Annotated in this window: 28 protein-coding genes; 22 read left to right on the top strand and 6 right to left on the bottom strand. The window is 70.3% G+C overall.

Annotated elements, in window-relative coordinates; all coding sequences use genetic code 11:
• Positions 1-195 precede the first annotated feature (195 nt).
• Positions 196-993, bottom strand: a complete 798-nt coding sequence (locus tag ACSDR0_RS35010; RefSeq protein WP_435293217.1) for an SDR family NAD(P)-dependent oxidoreductase — start codon at positions 991-993, stop codon at positions 196-198.
• A gap of 250 nt (positions 994-1243) precedes the next feature.
• On the opposite strand from ACSDR0_RS35010, the gene ACSDR0_RS35015 reads away from it, so the two are divergent.
• The 18 genes from ACSDR0_RS35015 to rfbA all read left to right on the top strand — a co-directional run bounded on the left by ACSDR0_RS35015 (position 1244) and on the right by rfbA (position 13725).
• Complete coding sequence (locus ACSDR0_RS35015; RefSeq protein WP_435293218.1) at positions 1244-2416, top strand: nucleotide disphospho-sugar-binding domain-containing protein; 1173 nt, start codon at positions 1244-1246, stop codon at positions 2414-2416.
• A 12-nt stretch (positions 2417-2428) separates the two neighbouring features.
• Complete coding sequence (locus tag ACSDR0_RS35020) at positions 2429-2767, top strand: TcmI family type II polyketide cyclase (protein ID WP_435293219.1); 339 nt, start codon at positions 2429-2431, stop codon at positions 2765-2767.
• Positions 2760-3218 (top strand): cupin domain-containing protein, encoded by a 459-nt coding sequence (locus ACSDR0_RS35025; RefSeq protein ID WP_435293220.1) that lies wholly within the window; start codon positions 2760-2762, stop codon positions 3216-3218. The genes ACSDR0_RS35020 and ACSDR0_RS35025 overlap by 8 nt, the downstream gene beginning before the upstream one ends.
• Positions 3218-4489, top strand: a complete 1272-nt coding sequence (locus ACSDR0_RS35030; RefSeq protein ID WP_435293221.1) for a beta-ketoacyl-[acyl-carrier-protein] synthase family protein — start codon at positions 3218-3220, stop codon at positions 4487-4489. Before ACSDR0_RS35025 ends, ACSDR0_RS35030 begins: the two co-directional genes overlap by 1 nt.
• Positions 4490-4574: 85 nt before the next feature.
• Positions 4575-5798, top strand: a complete 1224-nt coding sequence (locus tag ACSDR0_RS35035; RefSeq protein WP_435293222.1) for a ketosynthase chain-length factor — start codon at positions 4575-4577, stop codon at positions 5796-5798.
• 32 nt (positions 5799-5830) lie between these two features.
• Positions 5831-6088: an acyl carrier protein gene (locus ACSDR0_RS35040; protein WP_435293223.1), complete on the top strand. Its 258-nt coding sequence runs from the start codon at positions 5831-5833 to the stop codon at positions 6086-6088.
• A 16-nt stretch (positions 6089-6104) separates the two neighbouring features.
• Positions 6105-6572 carry an SRPBCC family protein gene (locus ACSDR0_RS35045; RefSeq protein WP_435293224.1) on the top strand — a complete coding sequence of 156 codons (468 nt, stop codon included), beginning with the start codon at positions 6105-6107 and terminating at the stop codon, positions 6570-6572.
• A 1-nt stretch (position 6573) separates the two neighbouring features.
• Entirely contained in the window at positions 6574-7038 is a 465-nt protein-coding gene (locus ACSDR0_RS35050) for an anthrone oxygenase family protein (protein ID WP_435293225.1), read from the top strand.
• A gap of 16 nt (positions 7039-7054) precedes the next feature.
• Positions 7055-7786 (top strand): SDR family NAD(P)-dependent oxidoreductase, encoded by a 732-nt coding sequence (locus ACSDR0_RS35055; RefSeq protein WP_435293226.1) that lies wholly within the window; start codon positions 7055-7057, stop codon positions 7784-7786.
• 1 nt (position 7787) lies between these two features.
• Positions 7788-8126: an antibiotic biosynthesis monooxygenase family protein gene (locus ACSDR0_RS35060; RefSeq protein ID WP_435293227.1), complete on the top strand. Its 339-nt coding sequence runs from the start codon at positions 7788-7790 to the stop codon at positions 8124-8126.
• A complete protein-coding gene (locus ACSDR0_RS35065; RefSeq protein ID WP_435293228.1) occupies positions 8123-8470 on the top strand; it encodes an antibiotic biosynthesis monooxygenase family protein in 348 nt (115 codons plus the stop codon). Before ACSDR0_RS35060 ends, ACSDR0_RS35065 begins: the two co-directional genes overlap by 4 nt.
• A gap of 2 nt (positions 8471-8472) precedes the next feature.
• Positions 8473-8925 (top strand): DUF1772 domain-containing protein, encoded by a 453-nt coding sequence (locus tag ACSDR0_RS35070; protein ID WP_435293229.1) that lies wholly within the window; start codon positions 8473-8475, stop codon positions 8923-8925.
• Positions 8926-8953: 28 nt separating this feature from the next.
• Positions 8954-9691, top strand: coding sequence for an SDR family NAD(P)-dependent oxidoreductase (locus ACSDR0_RS35075; RefSeq protein WP_435293230.1), 738 nt, complete (start codon positions 8954-8956; stop codon positions 9689-9691).
• Positions 9691-10071, top strand: coding sequence for a SchA/CurD-like domain-containing protein (locus tag ACSDR0_RS35080; RefSeq protein ID WP_435293231.1), 381 nt, complete (start codon positions 9691-9693; stop codon positions 10069-10071). Before ACSDR0_RS35075 ends, ACSDR0_RS35080 begins: the two co-directional genes overlap by 1 nt.
• A gap of 5 nt (positions 10072-10076) precedes the next feature.
• A complete protein-coding gene (locus ACSDR0_RS35085; protein ID WP_435293232.1) occupies positions 10077-10982 on the top strand; it encodes an NAD(P)-dependent oxidoreductase in 906 nt (301 codons plus the stop codon).
• The gene (locus tag ACSDR0_RS35090; protein ID WP_435293233.1) at positions 10979-11992 is read left to right on the top strand and encodes a methyltransferase; all 1014 of its coding nucleotides are present in this window, start codon (positions 10979-10981) and stop codon (positions 11990-11992) included. Before ACSDR0_RS35085 ends, ACSDR0_RS35090 begins: the two co-directional genes overlap by 4 nt.
• A 3-nt stretch (positions 11993-11995) precedes the next feature.
• Entirely contained in the window at positions 11996-12856 is an 861-nt protein-coding gene (locus tag ACSDR0_RS35095; RefSeq protein WP_435293234.1) for an LLM class flavin-dependent oxidoreductase, read from the top strand.
• Positions 12853-13725, top strand: a complete 873-nt coding sequence (gene rfbA, locus ACSDR0_RS35100) for a glucose-1-phosphate thymidylyltransferase RfbA (protein ID WP_435293235.1) — start codon at positions 12853-12855, stop codon at positions 13723-13725. The genes ACSDR0_RS35095 and rfbA overlap by 4 nt, the downstream gene beginning before the upstream one ends.
• 108 nt (positions 13726-13833) lie before the next feature.
• Here rfbA and ACSDR0_RS35105 read toward each other — a convergent pair whose 3' ends face one another.
• Both ACSDR0_RS35105 and ACSDR0_RS35110 read right to left on the bottom strand, forming a co-directional pair.
• On the bottom strand, positions 13834-15921 hold the full coding sequence (locus ACSDR0_RS35105) for a BTAD domain-containing putative transcriptional regulator (RefSeq protein ID WP_435293236.1): 2088 nt from the start codon (positions 15919-15921) through the stop codon (positions 13834-13836).
• A 469-nt stretch (positions 15922-16390) separates the two neighbouring features.
• Positions 16391-17989, bottom strand: a complete 1599-nt coding sequence (locus ACSDR0_RS35110) for a DHA2 family efflux MFS transporter permease subunit (RefSeq protein ID WP_435293237.1) — start codon at positions 17987-17989, stop codon at positions 16391-16393.
• A gap of 127 nt (positions 17990-18116) precedes the next feature.
• Here ACSDR0_RS35110 and ACSDR0_RS35115 point away from each other — a divergent pair, with 127 nt between their 5' ends.
• Together ACSDR0_RS35115 and ACSDR0_RS35120 are read left to right on the top strand one after the other, a co-directional pair.
• Positions 18117-18641, top strand: a complete 525-nt coding sequence (locus ACSDR0_RS35115; protein ID WP_435293238.1) for a MarR family winged helix-turn-helix transcriptional regulator — start codon at positions 18117-18119, stop codon at positions 18639-18641.
• 82 nt (positions 18642-18723) lie between these two features.
• Positions 18724-19587 carry a PEP/pyruvate-binding domain-containing protein gene (locus tag ACSDR0_RS35120; RefSeq protein WP_435293239.1) on the top strand — a complete coding sequence of 288 codons (864 nt, stop codon included), beginning with the start codon at positions 18724-18726 and terminating at the stop codon, positions 19585-19587.
• Positions 19588-19624: 37 nt separating this feature from the next.
• Here ACSDR0_RS35120 and ACSDR0_RS35125 read toward each other — a convergent pair whose 3' ends face one another.
• The 3 genes from ACSDR0_RS35125 to ACSDR0_RS35135 are packed head-to-tail and all read right to left on the bottom strand — an operon-like array spanning position 19625 to position 21964.
• Positions 19625-20257, bottom strand: a complete 633-nt coding sequence (locus ACSDR0_RS35125) for a maleylpyruvate isomerase family mycothiol-dependent enzyme (RefSeq protein ID WP_435293240.1) — start codon at positions 20255-20257, stop codon at positions 19625-19627.
• Between the two features lie 58 nt (positions 20258-20315).
• Positions 20316-21620 carry an RNA polymerase sigma factor gene (locus tag ACSDR0_RS35130; RefSeq protein ID WP_435293241.1) on the bottom strand — a complete coding sequence of 435 codons (1305 nt, stop codon included), beginning with the start codon at positions 21618-21620 and terminating at the stop codon, positions 20316-20318.
• A 5-nt stretch (positions 21621-21625) separates the two neighbouring features.
• Positions 21626-21964, bottom strand: a complete 339-nt coding sequence (locus ACSDR0_RS35135) for a YciI family protein (RefSeq protein ID WP_435293245.1) — start codon at positions 21962-21964, stop codon at positions 21626-21628.
• A gap of 183 nt (positions 21965-22147) precedes the next feature.
• Here ACSDR0_RS35135 and ACSDR0_RS35140 point away from each other — a divergent pair, with 183 nt between their 5' ends.
• Together ACSDR0_RS35140 and ACSDR0_RS35145 are read left to right on the top strand one after the other, a co-directional pair.
• A complete protein-coding gene (locus ACSDR0_RS35140) occupies positions 22148-22774 on the top strand; it encodes a protoglobin domain-containing protein (protein ID WP_435293242.1) in 627 nt (208 codons plus the stop codon).
• Positions 22775-23003: 229 nt separating this feature from the next.
• The gene (locus ACSDR0_RS35145) at positions 23004-23204 is read left to right on the top strand and encodes a hypothetical protein (protein WP_435293243.1); all 201 of its coding nucleotides are present in this window, start codon (positions 23004-23006) and stop codon (positions 23202-23204) included.
• Positions 23205-23328 lie beyond the last annotated feature (124 nt).

Genomic DNA, 23328 nt, shown 5'->3' on the forward strand with positions numbered 1-23328 from the left:
GAAGCGATAAGACCGTTCTCCGGCTGTGAAGCCGTTCTCCGGCCGTGAAGCGGTGAAGCCATGTGGCGGTGAGGCCACGTGGCCATGCGGCCGTGATGACGCGGCCGTGAGGCCACGCGGTCACGCGGTCAGTCCGGGGCGGGCAGGCCCGCCCGGACCGTACCGGTCAGGGCCACGCCCCGCCGCGGGCCGCCGCTAGTTGCCGCCGGCGACGTGGACCACGCTGCCGGTGACGTTGCCGTTGGTGGCGGAGGCGAAGTAGAGGACGATACCGGCCACGTCCTGTGGCGAGGAGATGTGACCGGCCGGCTTGCCCCTGTTCAGGAAGCGCTTGATCTGCTCGGGGGTCTTGCCGGCGAGGTCCTGCTTGTACTCGTCGGGAACCCGCGCCAGGAATCCCTTGGTGACGGTGGGGCCGGGGGCGACGACGTTGACGAGGATGCCCTCGGGCGCCAGCTCGGTGGCCAGCGTCCTGCTCAGGCCGTGCATGGCCATCTTGCTCGCCACGAACGCCTCGTCGCCGGCGCCGCCGCGCTGGACGATGTTGGCCGAGATGAAGACGATCCGTCCCCATCCCCGCTCCTTCATGCCCGGCAGGGCGGCCTGCACGGTGTGGAAGGAGCCCTCCACGTCGGCGCGCAGTGACGACTGCCACTCCTCGACGGAGATGTCCTCGAAGGCGACCGGGTCGACCTTCGTCCCCGGAATGGCCGAGGCGTTGACGACGAGTACGTCCACACCTCCCCATTTCGTGGTGACCGTGTCGAACGCGGCGCGGATCGATTCGGGGTCGGTCAGGTCGTACTGGACGGTGATAGCCTCTCCGCCCTGCTTGATGACATCCTCCGCCACCTGGAGCGCGCCGTCCTTGTTGCGGTGGTACGTGATCGCCACTTTGGCGCCCTCGGCCGCGAACGCGCCGGCGAGATGACCGCCGATCGAGCCGCTGCCGCCCGTGATGAGGACGACCTTGCTGGCGAGACCGAGATCCATCGTCAGACTCCCTGGAGTTGGTTGGTGGGAACGGGAAAGCGAGTTATTACGCGAGTTACGCTAAATAGCTCCGATCGCAGGACGCTAGAGCCGCGCTCGATCATGCCGCCCGGCAAGCGCCGCTCCATCGTCCAGCCTTCGAGGGGGAGCTGTCAGTGTCCGGATGAGTGAGTCGCCGGTACCGACAGGAAGGCGTTCTTCGATGCGCGTGCTGTTCACGGGGTGGGCATGGCCCTCGCATGTGTATCCGATGATTCCTCTCGCATGGGCGTGCCGGGCGGCCGGTCACGAGGTTCGCGTCGCCGCCCCGCCCGGTCTCACGAACGTGATCGCCCACGCGGGGCTGACCCCGGTCCGCGCCGGGCACGACATGGACGTCACCGGCGCCGTGCGGAGCTTCGTACGGAAACTGGCGCCGGAGAACAGGACCGGACCGGCGGCGCGTCCAGCGGGCGGCGGACCGTCCGCGAAGACGCCCCGGGCGCTGGGCATGTTCGTCGATCTGGCCGAGTCCATGGTCGACGACCTGGTGACCTTCGCCCGTGACTGGCGGGCAGACCTCGTCGTGTACGACCCCACCGCCTGGGCGGGCCCGCTGGCGGCCGCGGCCGCCGGTGTGCCCGCCGTCCGCCAGCTGTACGGGATCGACCTGCTGTTCCCCGCGCGGGAGGCGGTGATCCGGGCGCTGGAACCGATCCGCGCCCGGCTCGGCGTCGACGAGGCCGACCCGCTGGGCGCCCTGACCATCGACCCCTGCCCCGCCGGGCTCCAGGAGGATTTTCCCGGAGCCAGGCGGCGGATGCGCTACCTGCCCTACAACGGCGCGTACGACGTGTACCCGGCCGGGCCGCCGGAGCGCACGGGCCGGCCCAGGATCTGCGTGACCTGGGGAACCACGATGGCCAGGCTCGGCGACGAGTTCTTCCTCGCCGGGCACGCGGCCCGCGCCCTGGCCGGCCTGGACGCGGAGGTCGTCCTCGCGGTCACTCCCGCGCAGCGGGCCCTCCTGGGGGACCTGCCGCCGAACGCGCGGGTGTTCGAGTCGGTCCCGCTCCACCTGCTGCTGCCCGGCTGCGACCTGGTGGTCCACCACGGCGGCGCGGGATCGATGCTCACCGGCCTGGTGAACGGCCTTCCCCAGCTCGCGCTGCCCCGGCTTCCCGACCACGCCGGGCACGCCCGCCGGCTCGCGGCCACGGGCGCGGGGCTGGTGCTGGACCCGGCGAACGGGTTCGAACCGGCCGAGATCCGCCGGGCCGTCGAGGACCTTCTGGCCTCACCCGGTCACGCGCGTTCGGCGAGGCACCTGGGCGACGAGATGGCCGCCCACCCGACCCCCGCGGAGCTGGTCGCCGACCTGGAGGACCTGGCCGGCGGGCACGACAGGCAACTGAGCAGTCTTACTCACCATGCGATGGGCTGAAAGGAGGCGCGGGTGCGCCGTACATTGATCGTCGCCAGAATGAACCCCGGTGACGCCGACACGGTGGCGAGGATTTTCGCCGACTCCGACACCACGGAGCTGCCAGGACTGGTCGGTGTGACCCGTCGCACGCTCTTCCGCTTCCACGATCTCTACTTCCATCTGGCCGAGGCGGAGACCGACGTGGCGTCACGCGTGGACGACGTGCGCCGGCACCACCTTTTCAAGGACGTCAGCGACAGGCTGGCCCCGTACGTGCTGCCCTACGACCCGAGCTGGCGCGGCCCGCGCGACGCGATGGCCACCCCGTTCTACGAGTGGGAGGAAGGAGAAGGTGGCCGACGTGTCTGACACCGGTGTCGCGCCCCCAGAGGCGAGCAAGGAAGAGGTCACGCTGACGAAGGTCAGCCTGAACGAGACGGTGGTCAACAACCGCCGAGGCGGAGAGATCCGCGTGCTGCTCAGCCCGAACACGGTGGGCACGAGCACGGGATTCATGGGTCTGCTCACCATCCGGCCCGGCGAGTACGTGTCCGAGCACTACCACCCCTACTCCGAGGAGTTCCTCTACGTGTCCCGGGGGACGCTGGTGGTGCGGATCAACGGCGAGCAGGAGCTCACGCTCAACACCGACGAGGGCATGGTGATCCCCAAGAACGTCCGGCACCGGGTGATGAACCAGAGCGAGAGCGAGGCGTTCGCGGTCTTCCACCTGTGCCCCCTGGCCCCGCGGCCCGATCTCGGCCACGTCGACACCGAGCCGTACCCGGGCCAGGCCGGTGCCTCCGAGGCGGGGAAGTGATGGGCGGACGGCGGGTCGTCATCACCGGCATCGGAACCGCCACCCCGGGAGGCATCGGGTACAAGGCGTTCTGGGACCTGCTCACCGCGGGCCGCACGGCGACCCGCACGATCTCGCTCTTCGACCCGTCCGGGTTCCGCTCCCAGGTGGCCGCGGAGTGCGACTTCGACCCGAAGGCGGAGGGGCTGTCACCCCAGGAGATCCGCCGGATGGACCGCGCCGCGCAGCTCGCGGTGATCTCCGCGCGGGAGGCCTGGAGCGACAGCGGGCTCGAGGGGGAGAGCGTGCCGCCCGAACGCCTCGCGGTGAGCCTGGGCAGCGCGGTCGGCAACACCATAAGCCTCGAGCAGGAGTACGTCGTGGCCAGCAACGGCGGCAGCCGCTGGCAGGTCGACCACTCCTACGCCGCCCCGCACCTGTACGACTACCTGGTGCCCAGCACGCTGGCCGTCGAGGTCGCCTGGGCGTGCGGCGCCGAGGGGCCGGTCTCCCTGACCTCGACCGGATGCACCTCGGGGCTGGACGCCGTCGGTCACGGCTACCAGCTCATCCAGGAGGGCGCCGCCGACGTGGCCGTGGTGGGCGCGACCGACGCCCCCATCTCCCCGATCACCGTGGCGTGCTTCGACGCGATCAGGGCCACCACGCCCAGGAACGACGACCCCGAGCACGCCGCGCGCCCCTTCGACAAGAGCCGCAACGGCTTCGTGCTCGGCGAGGGCGCGGCGGTGATGGTGCTCGAAGACCGTGACCTGGCGATCCGCCGGGGCGCGCACATCTACTGCGAGGTCGTCGGCTTCGCCGCCCGCAGCAACGCCTTCCACATGACCGGCCTCAAACCGGACGGCCGGGAGATGGGCGAGGCGATCCGGGTCGCGATGGAGCAGGCCAGGTTCAACCCCGAGGACATCGACTACATCAACGCGCACGGTTCGGGCACCAAGCAGAACGACCGGCACGAGACCGCGGCCTTCAAGCGGAGCCTCGGCCACCGCGCCTACGAGGTGCCGGTGAGCTCGATCAAGTCCATGGTCGGCCACTCGCTGGGCGCCATCGGCTCCATCGAGGTGGCGGCCTGCGCGCTGGCGATCGAGCACCAGGTCGTCCCGCCCACGGCGAACCTGCACAACCCCGACCCGGAGTGCGACCTGGACTACGTGCCGCTGGCGGCCAGGGAGCGGGAGCTCGGCGGGGTGCTGACCGTGGGCAGCGGCTTCGGCGGCTTCCAGACCGCGATGGTGCTCGCGCATCCGGGGAAGGTGCCCGCATGACACCCCTCGCGTGGACCCCGCCCGGCCCCGGCCAGGTCCCCTTCCCGAGACCCCGCGCGGGCCTCGCGGAAAGGGGCGTGGCCAGGTGAGCGGGAGGCACGTCGTCACCGGCATAGGGGTGACCGCCCCCAACGGCCTCGGCACCGAGAGGTTCTGGTCGGCGACCCTGGCCGGCAGGAGCGGCCTCGGGCGGATCACCCGGTTCGACCCCTCGCCCTACCCTGTGACCCTGGCCGGCGAGGTCAGGGACTTCGCCGTCGACGACCACCTGCCCAGGAAGATCACCGTCCAGACCGACCTCATGACCCACCTGGCGCTGGCCGCCTCCGAGATGGCCCTCGCCGACGCGGGCATCGACCCGGCGGAGCAGCCCGAGTACGAGATGGCCGTGATGACGGCCAACTCCTCGGGAGGCAACGAGTTCGGGCAGCGCGAGATCCAGGCGCTGTGGAGCAACGGCCCGCGCCACGTGGGCGCCTACCAGTCCATCGCCTGGTTCTACGCCGCGACCACCGGCCAGATCTCGATACGGCACGGCATGCGCGGCCCCTGCGGGGTGATCGCCACCGAGCAGGCGGGCGGGCTCGACACCGTCGCGCAGGCCCGGCGGGCACTGCGGAGCGGGACCGGCATGGTGCTGACGGGAGGCACCGACGCCTCGCTCAGCCCGTACGGGCTGGTCACCCAGATGCCCACGGGCATGCTGAGCCGCTCCGCCGACCCCGGCCGCGCCTACCTGCCCTTCGACACCGAGGCCTGCGGCTACGTGCCGGGGGAGGGCGGCGCGATCCTCGTCCTGGAGGACGAGAGGACCGCGCGGGCGCGCGGCGCGGAACGGATCTACGGCGAGATCGCCGGCTACGCGGCCACCTTCGACCCGCGGCCGGGTTCGGACCGGCAGCCGGGACTGCGCCGCGCGATCGAGGGCGCGCTCGCCGACGCCCGGATCACGCCGGACGACGTGGACGTCGTCTTCGCGGACGCGAAGGGCGTCCAGGAGGCGGACCTGCTGGAGTCGCGGGCGCTGGCCGAGGTGTTCGGGCCGTTCGGCGTGCCGGTGACGGCCCCCAAGACCATGACCGGCCGCCTCTACGCCGGAGGCGCGGCGCTCGACCTGGCCGCGGCGCTGCTGGCCGTGCACCACTCGGTCATCCCGCCGACCACCAACGTCGCCCAGCTCGCCCCGGGCTGCGACATCGACCTCGTCCGGGATGTCCCCAGGGAGGGGAGCGTGCGGACGGCGCTGGTCCTGGCCCGAGGTCATGGCGGCTTCAACGCCGCCCTCGTGGTCCGGGCCGTCCGCGACTGACGGTCCGTTCATCGGCACTTTTGGAGGAACACGTGGAGAAGACGGAACTCCGGCTGGACGAACTGAAGCGGATCATGCGCGAGTGCGGGGTGGAGTCGTCGGCCAACCTGGACGCCGACATCCTCGACGTCTCGTTCAAGGACCTCGGCCTGGACTCCCTGGCGGTCCTGGAGATCGGTGCCCGGGTGGAGCGCGAGTACGGCGTCGAGGTTCCCGACGATGCCATGGAGGAACTGGAGACGCCCCGGCAGACGCTCGATTTCGTCAACCAGCGGCTGCCGGCGGCCTGAGCGAAGGAGTGGTGTCATGGCAGGTCACACCGACAACGAGATCTTGATCGCGGCCCCGTTCGACCTGGTCTGGGACATGACCAACGACGTGCCGTCCTGGCCGGAGCTGTTCAGCGAGTACGCCGCCGCGGAGATCCTGCACCGCGAGGGCGACACGGTGCGGTTCCGGCTGACGATGCACCCCGACGAGAACGGCAAGGTCTGGAGCTGGGTCTCCGAGCGCACCGTCGACCGGGGGGCGGGCACCGTCAGCGCCCAGCGGGTCGAGACCGGACCGTTCGACTACATGAAGATCCGGTGGGAGTACACCTCCACCCCGGACGGCGTGAAGATGCGCTGGATCCAGGACTTCCACATGAAACCGGAGGCTCCCGTCGACGACGCCGGGATGACCGACCGGATCAACCGCAACTCGGCCGTGCAGATGCGCCGCATCAAGGAACGAGTCGAGGAGGCCGCGCGGGCGGCGTCGGCTCCGGTGTGACGTGGTGGTCCAGATCCTGCTGCCGCTGGTACTGCTCGGCAACGGCCTCGCGGCCGGCATCATGCTCTCGACCGTCATCGGCGTCGTGCCGTGGATGCTGGCCCAGCCGTACGACAGGTATGTCGGGGCGATCCGCTTCATGTGGCCGCGCTACGACCCCTTCATGCCGATCGTCAACGCGCTCACGTGCGTGCTGGACATCGTACTGATCTTCGTGGCGCCCACCGCCGCGTCGCGGGCGCTCTTCGGGACCGCGGCCGGGCTACTGCTCGTCGTGATGGCGATCTCGGTCGTCAAGAACGTGCCGATCAACCGGTACGTGACCTCGCTCGACCCCGAGGACCGCCCCGCCGACTGGGAGGAACGGGACCCACGGGTGCGCTGGCGGAACTGGAACCTCATCCGCACAGTCCTGGCCCTCGTCGCGTTCGGAGTGAACGCCTGGGCCACGACCGCCCTCATCTGAACGCGAAGGGACAACCATGGAATTCCGACTCGCCGGGAAGAAGGCGCTCGTCACGGGCGGCACCCGGGGCATCGGGCGGGCGATCGTGCTCGGTCTCGCCCAGGCCGGCGCCGACGTCATCACCTGCCACCGGCAGGAGGGCGAGGCCGCCGACCGGCTCGCCCGGGAGCTGAAGGAGATCGGCGGCGACCACCACGTGATCAAGGCGGACGTCGGGCGGATCGAGGACATCGAGAGGCTCGCCGAGGAGTGCCGGTCACGGTTCGGCTCCCTCGACATCGTGGTGAACAACGCGGGTGTCATCAGCCACATACCGTTCGCGGAGCTTTCGCTGGAGGAGTGGCGGCGGGTCCTCGACGCCAACCTCACCGGCACCGCCTTCGTCGTGAGCGCCTCGCTCCCGCTCCTGTCGGCGGGCGCGTCGATCGTCAACGTCGGCTCGCGGGTGGCCACCGTGGGGGTGCCGTTGCGCGCCCACTACACCGCGTCCAAGGCCGGCCTGATCGGGCTGACCCGGTCGCTGGCCAAGGAACTCGGCCCCCGCGGGATCCGGGTCAACGTCGTCGCGCCGGGCCCGGTGGAGACCGAGGTCGAGATCCCCGCCCCGGTCAGGGAGCGCTACAAGAACATGATCCCGCTCGGCCGGCTCGGGGCCTCCGACGAGGTCGCGAACGTGGTGCTCTTCATGGCCAGCGACCTGTCGAGCTTCGTGTCGGGCGAGACGATCCACGTGGACGGGGGAATCTGACATGACCACGGAAACCGGCGCGTCCATGTTCCGGGTGATGCTGCGCATGCAGATCAAGCCCGGGATGGGACAGGACTTCGAGAAGACCTGGTACCAGGTCGCCGACGCGGTCACCCACCACCCGGCCAACCGCGGGCAGTGGCTCTCGAAGAGCGCGGAGGAAGAGGGCATCTACTACATCGTCAGCGACTGGGTCGACGAGGAGCGCTTCCGGGAGTTCGAGAAGAGCGACCGCCACCTGGAGCACCGCACCAAGCTGCACCCGTACCGGTCGGGCGGCTCGATGACGACCATGAACGTGGTCTACGACATGGCGCGCGAGACGGCTCAGCGGCGATGAGCGAGCGGGTGCGCATCCTCGTCTTCGTCACCGCCGCGGACGCCGGGCCGGAGGCCGTCGAAGGCGCCTACCACCGGATCAGCCGGAGCCTGACCGGCACACCCGGGCTGCTCGCCAACGAGCTGCTCCGCTCGGTGCACGATCCGGCCGGTTTCGTGGTGATGAGCGAGTGGCGTGACATGGACGCCTTCCGCGCCTGGGAGGAGGGGGAGTCGCACCGTTCGACGACGGCTCCGCTGCGTCCTCTGCAGGACCACTCGCGGGGCGCGTCCTTCGGCGTCTACACGGTCCAGGCCGTGTACGAGAACAGGACCGCGGTGTACGCGGGAGGGGAGACGGACTAGGCATGCAGGGCGTGATGGGCACCGTGGCGATGGTGGGCAGCGGCCTGACCGCGGGAGTTCTGTTCTGCGTGGCCCTCAGTGTGGTGCCGACGCTGTTCGCGCTGCCCCCCGACCGCTACGTGCAGACCCACAAGCTGGTAGGCCGCAACTACGACCCCACGATGCCCCTGATCGTGCTGACGACCGCGGTGGCGGACATCGTGCTCGCCGTGGTGACGCCCCTGACGGGGCCGCGCTCGCTCTTCGCTGTCGCCGCCGCCCTGATGCTGGGCGTCTCGGTGGTGTCCCATCTGTGCAACGTGCCCATCAACCGGCGGGTCAAGGCGCTGAATCCGGCGGCGATCCCGGAGGACTGGATGGACCCGCGCCCCCTGTGGCGCAAGTGGCACCTGCTGCGAACCGCACTCGCCGTACTGGCCCTGACCGTCAACGCGGTCGCCGTCGTGCTGACGTGAGGCCGGCGCGGAACCGAACGGAGGAATGATGGAACTAGGAATATTCGGCAAGCGGGTCCTCGTCACGGGCGGGACGCGCGGACTCGGCAAGACGGTCGTCCTCGCCCTCGCCAAGGGAGGCGCGCGGGTGGTGACCTGCCACCACAGCGCGGGGGCCGCGGCCGACGACCTCTCCCGCGAGCTGAAGGAACTGGGCGACCAGCACCACGTGGTCCGCGCGGACGTGACCGCCGAGGACGACGTGCAGCGGCTGGCCGGCGTGTGCAAGGAGGCGTTCGGCGGGCTCGACGTGGTGATCAACAACGTTGGCGTGGTCGGCGAGGCGCCGGTGGGGGAACTGTCGGCGGAGGAGTGGAGCCGCGTCCTCGACACCAACCTCACCGCGCATTTCCTGGTCACCCAGGCGTCGCTGCCGCTGCTGGCGGAGGGCGGGTCCGTGATCAACATCGGGGCCTCGGCCGCGCTGCGCGGCCGCGCGGCGACCGCCCACTACACCGCCTCCAAGGCCGCGCTGATCGGGCTGACCAAATCACTGGCCAAGGAGCTGGGACCGCGGGGAATCCGGATCAACACCATCGCTCCCGGGGTCATCGACAAGGGCGGGGACCTCGGTCCGCCGCCCCAGATGAGGGAGCGCCTGGCCAAGATGACCGCGCTGGGCCGGTTGGGCACGACCGACGACGTGGCGGGCGCCGTGCTGTTCTTCGCCGGCGACCTGTCCCGTTACATCACTGGAACGACCCTGAACGTCGATGGAGGAATCTGATGCCGTACGCCGCGATCACCTACCGTGTGAAGCCGGGTCACGAGGACGAGATCGCCGAGATATTCGCCGGATTCCAGCGCGTGGGCACGCCCGTGCTGGTCGACGCCGACGGCAAGGAGGCGGGCCGCCTGGTGGGCACCGCGGTGTTCATCAAGGACGACCTCATGATCAGGGTCATCCACTACGAGGGCGACTTCATCCAGGTGGCCAGGAACATGGCCCAGCACAAGGGCGTGCACGCGCTCGAGGCGAAGCTCGCGCCCTACCTCGCCGAGACGCGCGACACCAGCACCCCCGAGGCGTTCGGGCAGTACTTCAGGAACGCGACGATGCGGTGCATCTCGCAGCTCTCCGCCGACACCCTGCCGGTCGGGGGCTGAGGGACATGGCCCCTCCACACGTCGCGCTCGTCGGGAGCGGGGCGATGGGCGTGGGAATGGGCCACCGGCTCCTGGAGACCGGCCACCCCGTTTCCGTCTACAACCGAACTCCCGGCAAGGCCGCCGCGCTGGTCGAGGCGGGCGCGCGGGCGCTCACGACCCTCGAGGCCGCGGCCGAGGCGCCGATCGTCCTGCTCAGCCTGAGCGACGAGATGGCCGTGGAGCAGGTGCTGTTCCAGGCCATGCTGCCCGCCCTGCGGGAGGGCACCATCGTGGTGGACACCACCACGACCTCACCGCTGTACGCGCGCCAGGCGGCGACGCGCCTGTCCGCCGCGGGGCTCGCCCGCGTCGAGGCGTGCGTCCTGGGCAACCCCGTGATGGCGCACACCGGCAAGCTGCGCATCTTCACCGCGGGGTCCAAGAAGGACGTGGACGCCGTCGACGGCCTGCTGGGCGTGCTGGGGCAGGAGGCGCGCTACCTGGGCGCCGCCGGCGCCGCCAGCACCATGAAACTGGCCTTCAACCTCCTGCTCGGGGTGCAGACCGCGGCCCTCGCGGAGGCGGTGTCCTACGGGGTGAGCGCCGGGCTCGACCGCGACCTGCTGATCGAGGCGATCGCGAACAGCGGCTTCAGCTCGCCGGTCCTGGCGTTCCGCGCCGGGTTCATGCGCGAACGCCGCTACGAGCCGGCGGCCTTCAAGACCAGCCTGATGGAGAAGGACCTCCGCCTGGCGGCCAACGACGCCACGGCCCGGGGAATCACCCTGCCGCTGACCGAGGGCGCGGGCGACCTCATGGCCGAAGCGGTCGCCGCCGGACTGGGCGACCAGGACGCGGCCGTGATCATCGAGCTGCCGCAGCGGCGGCTCAGCGAGAGAGAACGACCGGAGAACGGAGCCGTCAGATGACCACGCAGACCTCGAGGATCACCGGCCCAGCGGAGATCATCCAGCTGGGCAAGACCGCCTTCTGTACGGCCAAGGTGCTTCTCAGCGCCCTCGAACTGCGGGTGTTCGCCGTGCTCGCGGAGAAACCGCTCACCGAGCCGCAGCTGCGCGAGCGGCTGGGCCTGCACCCGCGCGCCTCCCGCGACTTCTTCGACACCCTGGTCGCGCTGGGGCTCCTGGTACGCGAGGGGGACCTCTACTCCAACACCACCGTCGCGGGACGGTTCCTCGACCCGGGGGAGCCGGCGTACGTCGGCGGCTTCCTCGAGCGTTCCGACCGCATCCTCTACCCGGCGTGGGGTGACCTGACCGAGGCGCTGCGGACGGGCAAGCCGCGAGTGGACAACGCGTTCCGCGAGATGCTGGAGGACCCGGCCCGCCTGAGCAGCTACCTCGGCATGATGGACGCGCTCAGCACCATGCTGGCCCCGCTGATCGCGACCTCCTTCGACTGGAAGAGCGTCAAGAGCTACGCCGACATCGGCGGCGCCCGGGGCAACCTGGCGGGCCGCGTCGCGCGCGAGCACGAGCACCTGTCCGTCCACGTCTTCGACCTGCCGCCCATGGAGAAGGCGTTTCGCGCGCACACCGAGCAGCTCGGGGTCGCCGACCGCGCCACGTTCCACGCGGGCGACTTCTTCGCCGACCCGCTGCCCGAGGCGGACGTGCTGACCATCGGGCACGTGCTGCACAACTGGTCCCCGGCCGAGCGGCGCGTGCTCATCGGCAAGGCGTTCCAGGCCGTCCACCCGGGCGGCGCGCTGATCGTCTACGACCGGATGCTGTCCGACGAGCCGACCGACCCGGAGAACCTGGTGATCAGCCTGGACATGCTGCTGACGACGGAGGGCGGTTCGGAGTACCCGGTCGGGGAGTGCCGCGAGTGGATGGAGGAGGCGGGCTTCACCGTCGAGTCGGTCAAGCCCCTGGGCGAGTACGACACGCTGATCGTGGCACGGAAGGCGAGCTGAGCCATGGACGTCGGAGTCGGCCTGCCGACGACGGTGACCGGGGTCGACGGGCGCACCGTGCTCGAATGGGCACGGCGCGCCGAGGCCCGCGGCCTGTCCTCGCTCGGCGTGCTGGACCGTCTCGTGGCCGGTAACCAGGAACCCGTCGTCACCCTCGCGGCCGCCGCCGCGGTGACGCGGCGTATCAGGCTCGCGACGACGATCCTGATCGCCGCCTACCGCGGCCGGGCCGCGGTCCTGGCCAAGCAGCTGGCGACGGTGGACGAGCTGTCCGGCGGCCGGCTCACGGTCGGGGTCGCCGCCGGCGGGCGCGCGGACGACTTCGCGGCCACCGGGGAGCCGTACGAGCGACGGGGGCGGCGGCTGGACGCCCTGGTCACGGAGATGCGCGAGATCTGGGCGGGGGACGGGCCGGGTGGCGACATCGGGCCGCGGCCGGTCCTTCCCGGCGGGCCGCCCATCTGGGTGGGCGGCCACACGGACGCGGCGCTGCGGCGGGCCGCCCGCCTCGGGCAGGGCTGGATCGCCGGCGGCTCGTCCTCGGTCCCGTACGCCGACCTGGTGGCGCGGGCCCGCGCCGCCTGGCAGGCGGAGGGGAGGACGGACCGGCCGCGCATGGTGGCGCTGGCCTACTTCTCGCTCGGGACGGCGGGGGCCGAACAGGCCGTCGCGCACATGCGCCGGTACTACGCGCAGGCGGGCCCGTACGCCGACCGCGCGGCGGCGCAGACCGTGACGACCGAGGGCGCGCTCCAGCGGACGCTGAAGGAGTACGAGTCCGCGGGCTGTGACGAGCTCATCTTCTTCCCGTGCTCCGGTGACCCGGACCAGGTGGACCTGCTGGCGGAGGCCGCGAGGACATGAAGGGGATCATCCTGGCCGGAGGGCGGGGGACGCGCCTGCATCCCATCACCCTCGCGGTCTCCAAGCAGCTGCTCCCGGTGAACGACAAGCCACTGATCTACTATCCGCTGTCGGCGCTGATGCTGTCGGGCATCCGGGACATATTGATCATCTCGACGCCGGTGGACCTTCCACAGATTCACCGGCTGCTCGGGGACGGGACGCAGCTGGGCCTGAACCTCTCCTACGCGGAGCAACCCGAGCCGCGGGGACTGGCCGAGGCGTTCCTCATCGGGGCCGACCACACCGGCGACGATCCGGTGGCGCTGGTGCTGGGCGACAACATCTTCCACGGGCACAGGTTCGACGACGTCCTGCAGGAGAACGCGCGCGACGTCGACGGATGCGTTCTCTTCGGCTATCCGGTGACCGACCCCGAGCGGTACGGCGTGGGCGAGACCGACCGCGAGGGCAGGCTCGTCTCCATCGAGGAGAAGCCGGCCAGGCCCCGCTCCAACCGCGCGATCGTCGGCCTCTACTTCTACGACAACGAGGTGCTCGACATCGCCAAGAACCTGCGGCCGTCGGCCCGCGGGGAGCTGGAGATCAGCGACGTCAACCGCGTGTACCTGGAGAGAGGCAAGGCGCGCCTGGTCGATCTGGGACGCGGGTGCGCGTGGCTGGACGCGGGCACCCCGGCGTCACTGATGCAGGCCGGCCAGTATGTCAGCGCGCTGGAGGCGAGGCAGGGCGTGCGCATCGCCTGCGTCGAGGAGGTCGCCCTGCGGATGGGCTTCATCGACGCGGAGGCCTGTCACCGGCTCGGCGAGCGGCTCGCGTCGTCCGACTACGGCCGGTACGTCTGCGCCGTCGCCGAGGAATTCCGCTGACGTTCCCCCGCTGACATGGTTCGGGCCGGGAAGCCCGTCGCTTCCCGGCCCGAACCGTTTCGTTCCGTGTCATTTGGCTGCGTTGTGCTGCGGGCGCAACGCCTGCCGTCAGGACACTTTTCGCGAGTGGTCGTTGTCCGCCAGATAGGGTTCCTCGACGCCGTTCGGCGAGCAGGGTTCGAGCTGCGCGGCGGTCTGGGTCAGCGTGAGCGCGGGGGGATGTCCCCTTCTGGCGGCCACGTCGACCGGACCCAGCTCGGCCGGGGCCAGAGCGGCGCTGCCTTTGCCGAGCTCGCTCTCGAGCTTCTCCTCGGCGTAGATTCGAGCCAGCTCGTTGATGACGTAGACGGTTCCCTCGCTCGCGCCGGCGTCCCCCACCGCGCGCAGGAAGTGAGCCGAGACCAGCCGGGTCAGGAGCGTCTCGGTGGTGTCGACGTCGCAGCCGATCGACTGCGCGGCGCTCTCGAGGGTGAACCTCGTGTTACGCCGCAGGCAGAGCAGCCAGAGGGCGCTCCGCTCACGCGGATCAAGCTCCCGGTAAATGGTGTCGAACAGATCATAGATATCGAAGTCAGCAGAATTTAATTCTTTGAGCCGTAATTCGGGGTTGGCCAGCCGGGCCGCCAGTCTCCGGATCGGCAGGGTCGGCGACGCGGTGAGCCGGGCGGCGGCCGCCCGTACCGCGAGCGGAAGTCCCTCGCAGAAACGCACCACGCTCTCGGCGTTGTTTCTCTCGCGTTCGACGCGTTGCCCGCCCGCCACCGCGGCCAGCAGGCGAACACCCTCCTCGAGGGGAAGCGGAGCGAGGTCTATTCGATTCCTGCACGAGAATCCGTAAAGCCCGGACCTGCTTGTGATGATTGTCGTGCAGTACTCGCTGCCAGGGAGGAGAGGACAAACCTGGGCGGTCGACACGGCGTCATCGAGGACGATGAGAACGCGATGTGCCGAACACCAGCTCCGGAATAATTTCGAGCGTTCTTCGATGCTGTTCGGAAGTTTTTCTGCGGGCATTCCCGCCGTGATCAGGAAATTGTATAGAATCTGACTTGGATCAACGGCTTCACCGCGAATCCCGCGCAGCGTGTAATAAAACTGCCCGTCCGGGAAATGCTGTTTGACGAGGTGCGAGAGATGCACCGCCAGCGCGGTCTTTCCCACGCCCGGCATGCCGGCGATCAGGATGGTCGGCGGCGTGGTGACCGTCGGCTCCGTCATGGTGGCGGCCGTGACCAGGTCGCCGATGTAGGTCTGGCGGCCGGTGAAGTCCCAGATGTCGGGCGGAAGCTGGGCCGGGCAGAGCGACGCCTTCGCGTTCCTCGGTTTCTCCCCGCCGCCCGTGGTCACGCTGCTCGGCTCGATCGGCGGCTCCGTCTTGGCGGGGCTCGCGGGGGTCTCCGCCGAGAGCAGTGACTGGTGCAGCCGCTGCGACTCCGCGGACGGCTCGATGCCGACCTCCTCCACCAGCGTGGCGCGCAGCCGCTGATACTCCTCCAGGGCCTCCGAGCGCCGGCCCGAACGGTGCAGGGCGGTCATCAGTTGCGCGTAGAAGGCCTCGTGGAGCGGATGCACCGAGACCAGGTGCTTGAGCTCGCCCACGACCTCGCGGTGCCGGCCGAGACGCAGGTCGCTCTCGATGCGCAGCTCCAGGGCGCGCAGCCGGCTCTCTTCGAGGGAGGCCACGTAGGCCGACAGCAGGTTTCCCGCCGCCACGTCCGCCAGCGCCGGTCCCCGCCACAGCGACAGGGCGCGGGCCAGGTTCTCGGCGGCCTGCTCGGGGTCGTTCTTCTTCAGCGCCGCGGCGCCTGCCCCCAGCAGGCGCTCGAACGGGTCCAGATCGAGGTCTTCGGGGTCGACCACCAGCATGTATCCCCATGACTGGGTGCGCAGGACCTCCTCGAACGAGTCGATCTTGTCATTGGAGAGGATCTTCCGTAGCTTGTAGATGTACGTCTGCAGTGTGGAAAGGGCGCTGATCGGAGGACTTTCTCCCCACAGCTCGTCGATGAGCTCGGCGGTCTGGACGATGTTGTTGCGTCGGAGCAGAAGAAAAGTAAGTACCTGACGAAGTTTTGGCGCGGTCGGGGTCACCTCCCGGCCGCCGTCGAGAACTTTCAGGGTCCCCAGAACACAGAATCTCATCGCAGACCTGCTCATCGCGCACACCTGGCCTTCTCCGGACAGCCTCTTGAGCATTGCAGGCCGCTTTCTGGCACGTAACAGGCACGCAGACCTCCCGAAAGCCTGCAGACTCCCCGAAGTCTTCGCTATCCCCGTCGCCGCGCCCACGTTCGCGGCTTGTTGCCTACATCAGGAATGATCGATTGTGTATTCTATATATCCAGATCATGTTCCTATGTAGCACATGATTAGGATCGTTGAACACGGCGGTAGATTTTTACTGGAAGCTCGATAGAAGACCAGCGAGTTAGGCATCATTTTCATGTCGAGGGGCAAGAATGTAACGCTTTGTAATTGCCCATGTGGGCTAGGTGATGCCTTTTTCGATATGGGATTGGGACCTTCCTGTTCTCTCGGCCGGCGGCGCTGTGAGGCCCCGTCCCCGGACTTCCGGGGCCCCGTCCCCGGACTTCCATGGCGGGATCCGTTCCCCCGCCCCATGCACGGCAGGGGCCTTGGCAGGCATGGGGCGGGGGACGGAGGCTCACATCAGTGCCAGTTCCTCTTCGGGGGTGGGTGCCTTGGCGGGATCGGGCCGCTTGGCGGCGAAGCTCAGCAGGCCCGCGATGATCACTACCGCCGCGCAGACCAGCAAGGTCCACCGCAGGGCTCCGACGAAGGCGTGATCGAAGGTCAGCTGGGCGATCTCCCGCATCTGCTGGGCGAGCTGGCCGCTCACCCCGGCGGGCAGCTGCACCTGGTCGGCTCCCGCCTCGGCGCCCCTGGCCGCCGTGGCGATCGCGTCGACGAAGTCACCGCGATACTCGCTGGGAAGCTGCTCCGCCTGGCGTCGCGCCTCGTCGTTGAGCTCGCTGCTCAGCCGGTTCTGCAGGACCGCGCCCATCGCGGCGACCGCGATCAGGAAGCCCATCTGGCGGATCGCGTTGAAGGCGCCTGACGCGGCGCCCGCGAACTCCTGCTGCACGTCCTGCATGGCCATCGTGATGGTCGGGGCGAAGGCGGCCGCCTGGCTGATGCCCGCCAGGATGAGCGGACCGAGCAGCGCCCACCGGCTGGAGTCGGTCTGCGCCATCATCGCGATGAGCCCCAGGCTGATCGGATAGAGGGTGAGCCCGCCGATGAGGACGTACTTCCCGCCGATCTTGTCGATCAGGAAGCCCACGACCGGGAAGGAGAACATCATGGCGAGCGCGGTCGGCGCGAGCGTGAGGCCCGCCTCGAGCGCGCTGAGCCCGAGCACCTGCTGCAGATAGATCGTGAGGGTCAGCGACAGCCCCATCATCCCGAAGGAGACGGCGATGATCACGAAGCTCATCAGGGAGAAGCCGCGGTCCTTGAAGATGCCCAGCGGGAGCAGCGGCTGCGAGGTCCGCGCCTGGGTCGCCAGGAACACCGCCAGCAGCACCAGGCCCACCCCGATGACCAGCGGGATGCTGATGAAGGAGGTGATCGTCCCCCACTCGTAGCGGTCGCCCTCGAGGAGCCCGTAGGTGATCGCGCCGAGCGCGGCGGTCGCCAGGAGCGCCCCGGTGAGGTCCAGGTGGGGGCGCTTGCCCGGACGGATGTCGGGGATGAGGGTGAACGCCATGATGATGGTGATGATGCCGATCGGCACGTTGACGTAGAAGATCCAGCGCCAGGTGCCCTCCGCGACGAGGAGCCCGCCGAGCGTCGGACCGGCCAGGCCGGCCAGCCCGGCCGTGACACCCCACACCGCGCTGGGCAGGCCCCGCTTCTCGGGGGGGAAGACCGCCGTCAGGATGGTCAGGGTCTGCGGTGTGATCAGTGCGGCGCCGACGCCCTGGGCGGCGCGGGCGGCGATGAGCTGCCAGGGTTCCTGTGCGGCTCCGCACAGCGCCGACGCGACCGTGAAAACGATCATGCCCGCGATGAAGACGTTGCGTGGCCCGACGATGTCGCCCAGCCGGCCCGCCGTGATCACCAGTACGGCCACCACGAGGATGTAGGCGCTCATCACCCACAGGACCTCGGTGATCGTCGCGTTCAGGTCAACGAGGATGTCGGGGATGGCGATGTTGACGATCGTGGTGTCCAAGATCGTCATGAAGAACCCGATGCAGAGTGTCACCATGACGACCCACGGGTTCCCGCGTCTGCTCACTCTTCGCACCTCCTTAGAGGACTCGGCTCCCGGGGGGTCGCCTCGATGGGGGCCCGGGAGGGGTGTGTTGCCAGGGAGAACGGTATATGCTTTAACTATCGACAAGTCTAGTAGTTGGAAATTTTAAATGTCAAAAGAAATCTGGAAGTCCCTGATAGATGAGGTCCAGGTGGCCGTGATGGAGCTGCAGAACGTCTCGGACGCGGTGGACGAGGCCGCGGCGGCACGTCTGGGCATCAACCGGACCGACATGCGCTGCATGGGATGCGTGTTCGCGCTCGGCCCGATGACGGCCGGGGAGCTGGCGGTGGCCGCGAGGCTGTCCCCCGGCGCGGCGACCATCGCCATCGACAGGCTGGAACGGGCCGGATACGCGCAGCGGGTCCGGGACCTGCGGGACCGGCGGCAGGTGCGCGTGGTGCCGACGCCCCAGGCCGAGCAGGTCGCCCAGGAGATCTGGGGTCAGCTGAGCGAGGAGGACGAGGCCGGATTGGCAGGGCACACCGAGGAGGAGCTCGTGCTCATCCGGGACTTCCTGAAGGCCACCGTCAGCCGTCACGCCCGCCAGGCCGACCGCATCCGGCATGGGAAGGTCCTCTCCGAGGACACCGGCGCGCGGCCGGCGCTGCGCTCCGAGACCTCGCGACCGTAACCCGTCCGCGCGCCGGGGTCTGCCGTCTCGTCCGGCCCGCAGCCCCGGCGGCGAGAACTCTCACCAGGAGGTGACGATCCGCGTGGCCGGCATAGAGTTCGACGCCGACGAGGGAATTCACTGGCTCGGCTCCCCGGCGAGTCTGGACGGGTTGATAGTGGGGGAGGGGATCGCCTGTCTGGCGGGGCTGCGGGACGCGTTCCCCGTGGCCCCCGCCTTCTGCGTGTCGGCTCCGCCCTTCGAGGTGTTCCCGCGCGGCGCCCTGGGCCCCTGGCGGGACACTCTGAACAGGGCCTACAACCGGCTGGGCGAGGTGTGCGGCCTGTACGCGCCCTCGGTGGAGGTGCGCTCGCTCCTCATCGAGCCGCCGTCGGTGCCCTCCTGGGTCGGCCACCCCTGGACGTTTCTCAACGTCTCCGGCGAGGAGGCGGTGATCCAGGCGGTGACCGAATGCCTGGCCCCGTTCTTCTCCGACCGGGCCCGGGCGCTGCGGCGCCGGTACGGCTGGCCCGAATCCGTCGTCCGGGAGGTCATCTTCATCCGCCGGTTCAACGACTCCAAGATCTGGGCCACGCTCTCGCCCGCCGGAGCGTTCGGGCGGCCGGGCGACATCAAGGTGCGGGCGGGCTGGGGGCTGCACGAGCAGTCGGTCGGCCATCCGCTGCCCGCGGACGAGTTCATCGTCAGCGCGCGGCGGGTCGCCCGCAGCCGGATCGCGATCAAGAGAGACGCCGTGATCGCCGACATCGGGGGAGTGCAGGAGTCCAAAGTGCCCTCGATCCTGCACCGCGCGGCGGCCGTCCCGGATCCGCTGATCCACCAGATGGCGGACCTCTACCACGCGGTCGCGGCCCGCATGGGGGAGCCCGCCAGCCTCGACCTGGTCTCGGGCGAGGCGGGGCTGGAGATCCTCTGGTGCGAGGCTCCGGTGGACCCGCCCGTGTGAGGAGGAGGCCGCCCGGCTCCGACCGGCGGCGTCCCGCCTACAGCGCGGCCGCGGCCCGCTCGACACCCGGCCCGGACAGGCCCGCGAGCCCCGCGGCCCGCCCGGTCGCCAGGAGGAGAAGATCGCCCGCCGGCCCCCGGACCTCGTCCGGGCCCTCACCCGCCGACCAGTCCAGGTCGGTGGCGACCAGTCTGGTGCCGCGCAGGCGCTTGGGAGCGCCGTAGAAGCCGGTGTTCAGGACGCGGCCGAGCCCCGCGACCGCCCGCTCGGCGGGCATCTCCCGCACGCGTCCGAGCGGGCGCGCGATGTCCTGCCCGTGCACCAGGACGTCGACGAGCGTGTCCAGCGGACGGGAACCGAGCCCGCGGCGCCGTGAGCCCGCCGTCTCACGGAGTTGCGCGACGAGCTCCGCGGGCCCGAACCCGGCCGCCCGAGCCCGCGCCTGGTCGGCGAACACCCGGTCGAGGTCGCCCCGCGTCCGGATCACGCCCTTGATCGTGTCGAGGAACAGGGTGTGCGTGGACAGCGTCAGGTGGGCGGCCACGTCGTGCACCGTCCAGCCGGGGCAGAGGGAGGCCACCTTCCATTCGTGGTCGTCGAGTTCGCCGAGGAAGCCGGCGAGGCCGAGCCGTTCGTCCTCTGTCCAGGAAAAGATCTCTTCATCGTCCATGTACGGCTCTCCTCGGTCAGGTGTGCGTGTGATGGCGACGGCAGGAGGCGCTCCGCCGTCATGTGCCGGTCGTGGCGCCGGGATCGGATGCCTCGACCGCGTCGAGCCTGCGCAGCAGGTGCGCCCGTTCGGGGTCGGTGCCGGCCAGGCCGAGCGCCTCCCGGTAGGCCGCCGCGGCCTCGGGGAACCGCCCGAGCCGGTGCAGCAGGTCCGCCCTGGCCGTCGGGTAGGGGTGGTGGTCGCGCAGTCGCGGCTCACCGGCCAGCTCGTCGAGCAGGGCCAGGCCCGCTTGCGGCCCGTCGCGCATCGCCACCGCCACGGCCCGGTTCAGCGCGACCACCGGGGACGGTGCGAGGGCGAGCAGCACGTCGTAGAGCGCCACGATCTGCGGCCAGTCGGTGGTCGCGACGTCCGCGGCCTCGTCGTGCAGGGCGGCGATCGCGGCCTGCACCCCGTACGGCCCGGGTGAGCCGCCGGTCAGCGCGAGGAGCACCAGGTCACGGCCCTCCTCGATCATGGTGCGGTCCCAGCGGCCGCGGTCCTGGTCGTCGAGCAGCACGACCTCGCCGCCCGGGCCGGTCCGGGCGTCGCGCCGCGCGTGGACCAGCAGCATCAGCCCGAGCAGCCCGGCGACCTCCCGCTCCGCGGGCAGCAACCGGCGCAGTATCCGTCCCAGCCGGATGGCCTCCTCGGAGAGGTCGAGCCGCTGCAGATCCGGGCCGGAGCTGGCCGCGTAGCCCTCAGTGAAGATCGAGTAGATGACCTGGAGCACCCCCGGCAGGCGCTCTGGCAGCTCGTCGGCGCCGGGCACCCGGAACGGGATGCGGGCCTCGCGGATCTTCCTCTTCGCCCGCACGATCCGCTGGGCCATCGTCGCGGACGGAACGAGAAAGGCCCGCGCGACCTCGGGCGTCGTCAGGCCCGCGAGGCAGCGCAGGGTCAGGGCGGTGCGATCCTCGGCGGGAAGAGCCGGGTGAGCGCAGGTGAAGAACAGCTGCAGCCGCTCGTCGGGGAGGTCGCCGTCCGCGTCCGCGGGCGGGGCGGGGTCGGCCCGGTCCGCCTCCACCTGCAGGACGGCGAGCCTGGCGGCGTAGGCCCGGTCCCGCCGCAGCCGGTCGACGGCCCGGCGCCGCGCCGTCGTCAGCAGCCAGCCCCCCGGCCTGGACGGGACGCCGTCGACCGGCCAGTGCACCAGTGCCGCCTCCATGGCCTCGGAGGCGACCTCCTCGGCCAGGTCGAGGTCGCCGAAACGGCGGACGAGGGAGGCGAGCAGCCGGCCGCGTTCCTCACGGAACATCGACTCCACGGACGACCTGGCGTCGGCGGCCCACCCGTCCATCCGCTCGTCCATCCGCCTGTCCATCGCCGTCAGACCTCGAACTCGTCGATCGGCCGCACCACGACCGACCCGCCGTCGCGCGCGCCGGGGCATCGGGCGGCCCACTCGAGCGCGACGTCGAGGTTCGGCACGTCGATGACGTCGTAGCCGCCGAGGATCTCCCGGGTCTCGGCGAACGGCCCGTCCGTGGTGACGGTCCGCTCGCCCGCCGGGCCGACCCGGACCGTCGTGGCGGTGGTCACGTCCTTCAGCGCGTGCCCGGAGACCAGGACTCCGGCCTCCCTCAGCGCCCTGTCGTAGCTCACCCACTCCTCGAAGTCGCATTGGTCGTCCACGTCGGCCGTCGCGGCACCGTAGATCAGCAACATGTACTTCACGGTCAGGCTCCTTGGTGTCTGTCGTGTTCTCGCGTGGCGGGTCGCCGTACACCGTGACGACGAACGGGAGGCGGCCGGATCGACACGCCCCGGAGATTTCCCTCCCGCGTCGTTACGGCCGTCACCGAAACGTCCCGTGGGTAGCGTCGGCGCGTCGACCAAGGAGGACTTTCCATGACCGAGCACACGCCGACGCCGGCGCTGGTGACCGAGCATCCCGAGCGTATTCCCGGCTACACCTACGGCACCGCCCAGGCCGCCGTCTCGCCGCTGACCCTTGAGGACCTCGACCGCCTGAAGGCCGCGGTGTGGCTCACCGCCGACGACGAGGAGGCCCTCCGCGAGGCCGCCGAGATCCTCGCCGACCAGGCCGATGACATGGTCACCGCCTACCGCGCGCGGCTCGGCCTCCAGCCGTGGCTGGGCGGGTACTCCGGCCACCCCGACGGCACCCCCAACCCCGGGTACGGCGCCGCGACGAAACCGCGCTTCGACCGGTGGATCATCGACGCCTGCACCCGTCCCCTGGACCGGGACTGGCTGAACTACCAGCACGAGATCGGCCTGCGTCACACCCGCGCCAGGAAGAACACCACCGACCACGCCGACTCCCTCGACCACATCCCCATGCGCTACCTGCTCGCCTTCACCGCCGTCGTCATCGCCACGGCGCCCACCTACCTCGCGGCCAAGGGGGCCTCCGCCGAGCACGTCCGGCGCATGCACTCCGCCTTCACCAAGTCGGTCATGCTCCACGTCACCGTCTGGACCCGGCCCTACGTCGACGCCGCCAACTGGTGACGGGCGCGACGCCGTGCTCACCGTGAGGATGCGCCGCTTCGTGACGGTCGAAAACAAGCCCGAAACCTTGACGGATTCGGCACGTGATCTCTAGCCTCGCGAGGCGACCGGCCGGACACGAGATCCCCGGATGAGTGCTCCTTGCCGACGTCCTGCCGCGGAAGCAGCCGGGAAAGGGAGTCGCGCGGCCTCTTCGGCGCCGCGACAGGTCAGAGGGAAGGCGCGTGAGATGTCGGTATCTCCGGTAGAAGAGCGGGACCGAAAGTCCTTCGCCCGGCGGGGGACGGGGACCGGCGGGCGGGCGGGCGCCGGGAGCCGGGTCCACGCCATGCCGCCCGCCACCCGGTTCCGCGGCCCGCTCGACGTGACCGCGCCGCCCACCGCCCGCGCCTCGGACGGCGTGGCCGAAGAGGCCCCCCGATCCCGGTGACGGCCGGTGAGGTGCCGGGGGGTGGGGTCGTGGTGGAGTTCGCGGGGGCGCGGGGTGGGGTGGCGCCGTTGACGTGGGGGCAGGCGTCGATCTGGCGGTTGACCACGTGGCGGGCGGCGGGGGA

The sequence above is a fragment of the Streptosporangium sp. G11 genome (assembly GCF_051192615.1).
GTDB lineage: Bacteria > Actinomycetota > Actinomycetes > Streptosporangiales > Streptosporangiaceae > Streptosporangium.

Excerpts from the sequence above, each read along its gene's own strand:
- ACSDR0_RS35010 (WP_435293217.1), bottom strand. The coding sequence starts at position 993 with ATGGATCTCGGTCTCGCCAGCAAGGTCGTCCTCATCACGGGCGGCAGC.
- ACSDR0_RS35045 (WP_435293224.1), top strand. The coding sequence starts at position 6,105 with ATGGCAGGTCACACCGACAACGAGATCTTGATCGCGGCCCCGTTCGAC.
- ACSDR0_RS35015 (WP_435293218.1), top strand. The coding sequence starts at position 1,244 with ATGATTCCTCTCGCATGGGCGTGCCGGGCGGCCGGTCACGAGGTTCGC.
- ACSDR0_RS35125 (WP_435293240.1), bottom strand. The coding sequence starts at position 20,257 with ATGGACGATGAAGAGATCTTTTCCTGGACAGAGGACGAACGGCTCGGC.
- ACSDR0_RS35135 (WP_435293245.1), bottom strand. The coding sequence starts at position 21,964 with ATGTTGCTGATCTACGGTGCCGCGACGGCCGACGTGGACGACCAATGC.
- ACSDR0_RS35060 (WP_435293227.1), top strand. The coding sequence starts at position 7,788 with ATGACCACGGAAACCGGCGCGTCCATGTTCCGGGTGATGCTGCGCATG.
- ACSDR0_RS35065 (WP_435293228.1), top strand. The coding sequence starts at position 8,123 with ATGAGCGAGCGGGTGCGCATCCTCGTCTTCGTCACCGCCGCGGACGCC.
- ACSDR0_RS35105 (WP_435293236.1), bottom strand. The coding sequence starts at position 15,921 with ATGCTCAAGAGGCTGTCCGGAGAAGGCCAGGTGTGCGCGATGAGCAGG.
- ACSDR0_RS35095 (WP_435293234.1), top strand. The coding sequence starts at position 11,996 with ATGGACGTCGGAGTCGGCCTGCCGACGACGGTGACCGGGGTCGACGGG.
- ACSDR0_RS35080 (WP_435293231.1), top strand. The coding sequence starts at position 9,691 with ATGCCGTACGCCGCGATCACCTACCGTGTGAAGCCGGGTCACGAGGAC.
- ACSDR0_RS35115 (WP_435293238.1), top strand. The coding sequence starts at position 18,117 with ATGTCAAAAGAAATCTGGAAGTCCCTGATAGATGAGGTCCAGGTGGCC.
- ACSDR0_RS35085 (WP_435293232.1), top strand. The coding sequence starts at position 10,077 with ATGGCCCCTCCACACGTCGCGCTCGTCGGGAGCGGGGCGATGGGCGTG.
- rfbA (WP_435293235.1), top strand. The coding sequence starts at position 12,853 with ATGAAGGGGATCATCCTGGCCGGAGGGCGGGGGACGCGCCTGCATCCC.
- ACSDR0_RS35140 (WP_435293242.1), top strand. The coding sequence starts at position 22,148 with ATGACCGAGCACACGCCGACGCCGGCGCTGGTGACCGAGCATCCCGAG.
- ACSDR0_RS35075 (WP_435293230.1), top strand. The coding sequence starts at position 8,954 with ATGGAACTAGGAATATTCGGCAAGCGGGTCCTCGTCACGGGCGGGACG.
- ACSDR0_RS35055 (WP_435293226.1), top strand. The coding sequence starts at position 7,055 with ATGGAATTCCGACTCGCCGGGAAGAAGGCGCTCGTCACGGGCGGCACC.
- ACSDR0_RS35130 (WP_435293241.1), bottom strand. The coding sequence starts at position 21,620 with ATGGACAGGCGGATGGACGAGCGGATGGACGGGTGGGCCGCCGACGCC.
- ACSDR0_RS35030 (WP_435293221.1), top strand. The coding sequence starts at position 3,218 with ATGGGCGGACGGCGGGTCGTCATCACCGGCATCGGAACCGCCACCCCG.
- ACSDR0_RS35145 (WP_435293243.1), top strand. The coding sequence starts at position 23,004 with ATGTCGGTATCTCCGGTAGAAGAGCGGGACCGAAAGTCCTTCGCCCGG.
- ACSDR0_RS35090 (WP_435293233.1), top strand. The coding sequence starts at position 10,979 with ATGACCACGCAGACCTCGAGGATCACCGGCCCAGCGGAGATCATCCAG.
- ACSDR0_RS35070 (WP_435293229.1), top strand. The coding sequence starts at position 8,473 with ATGCAGGGCGTGATGGGCACCGTGGCGATGGTGGGCAGCGGCCTGACC.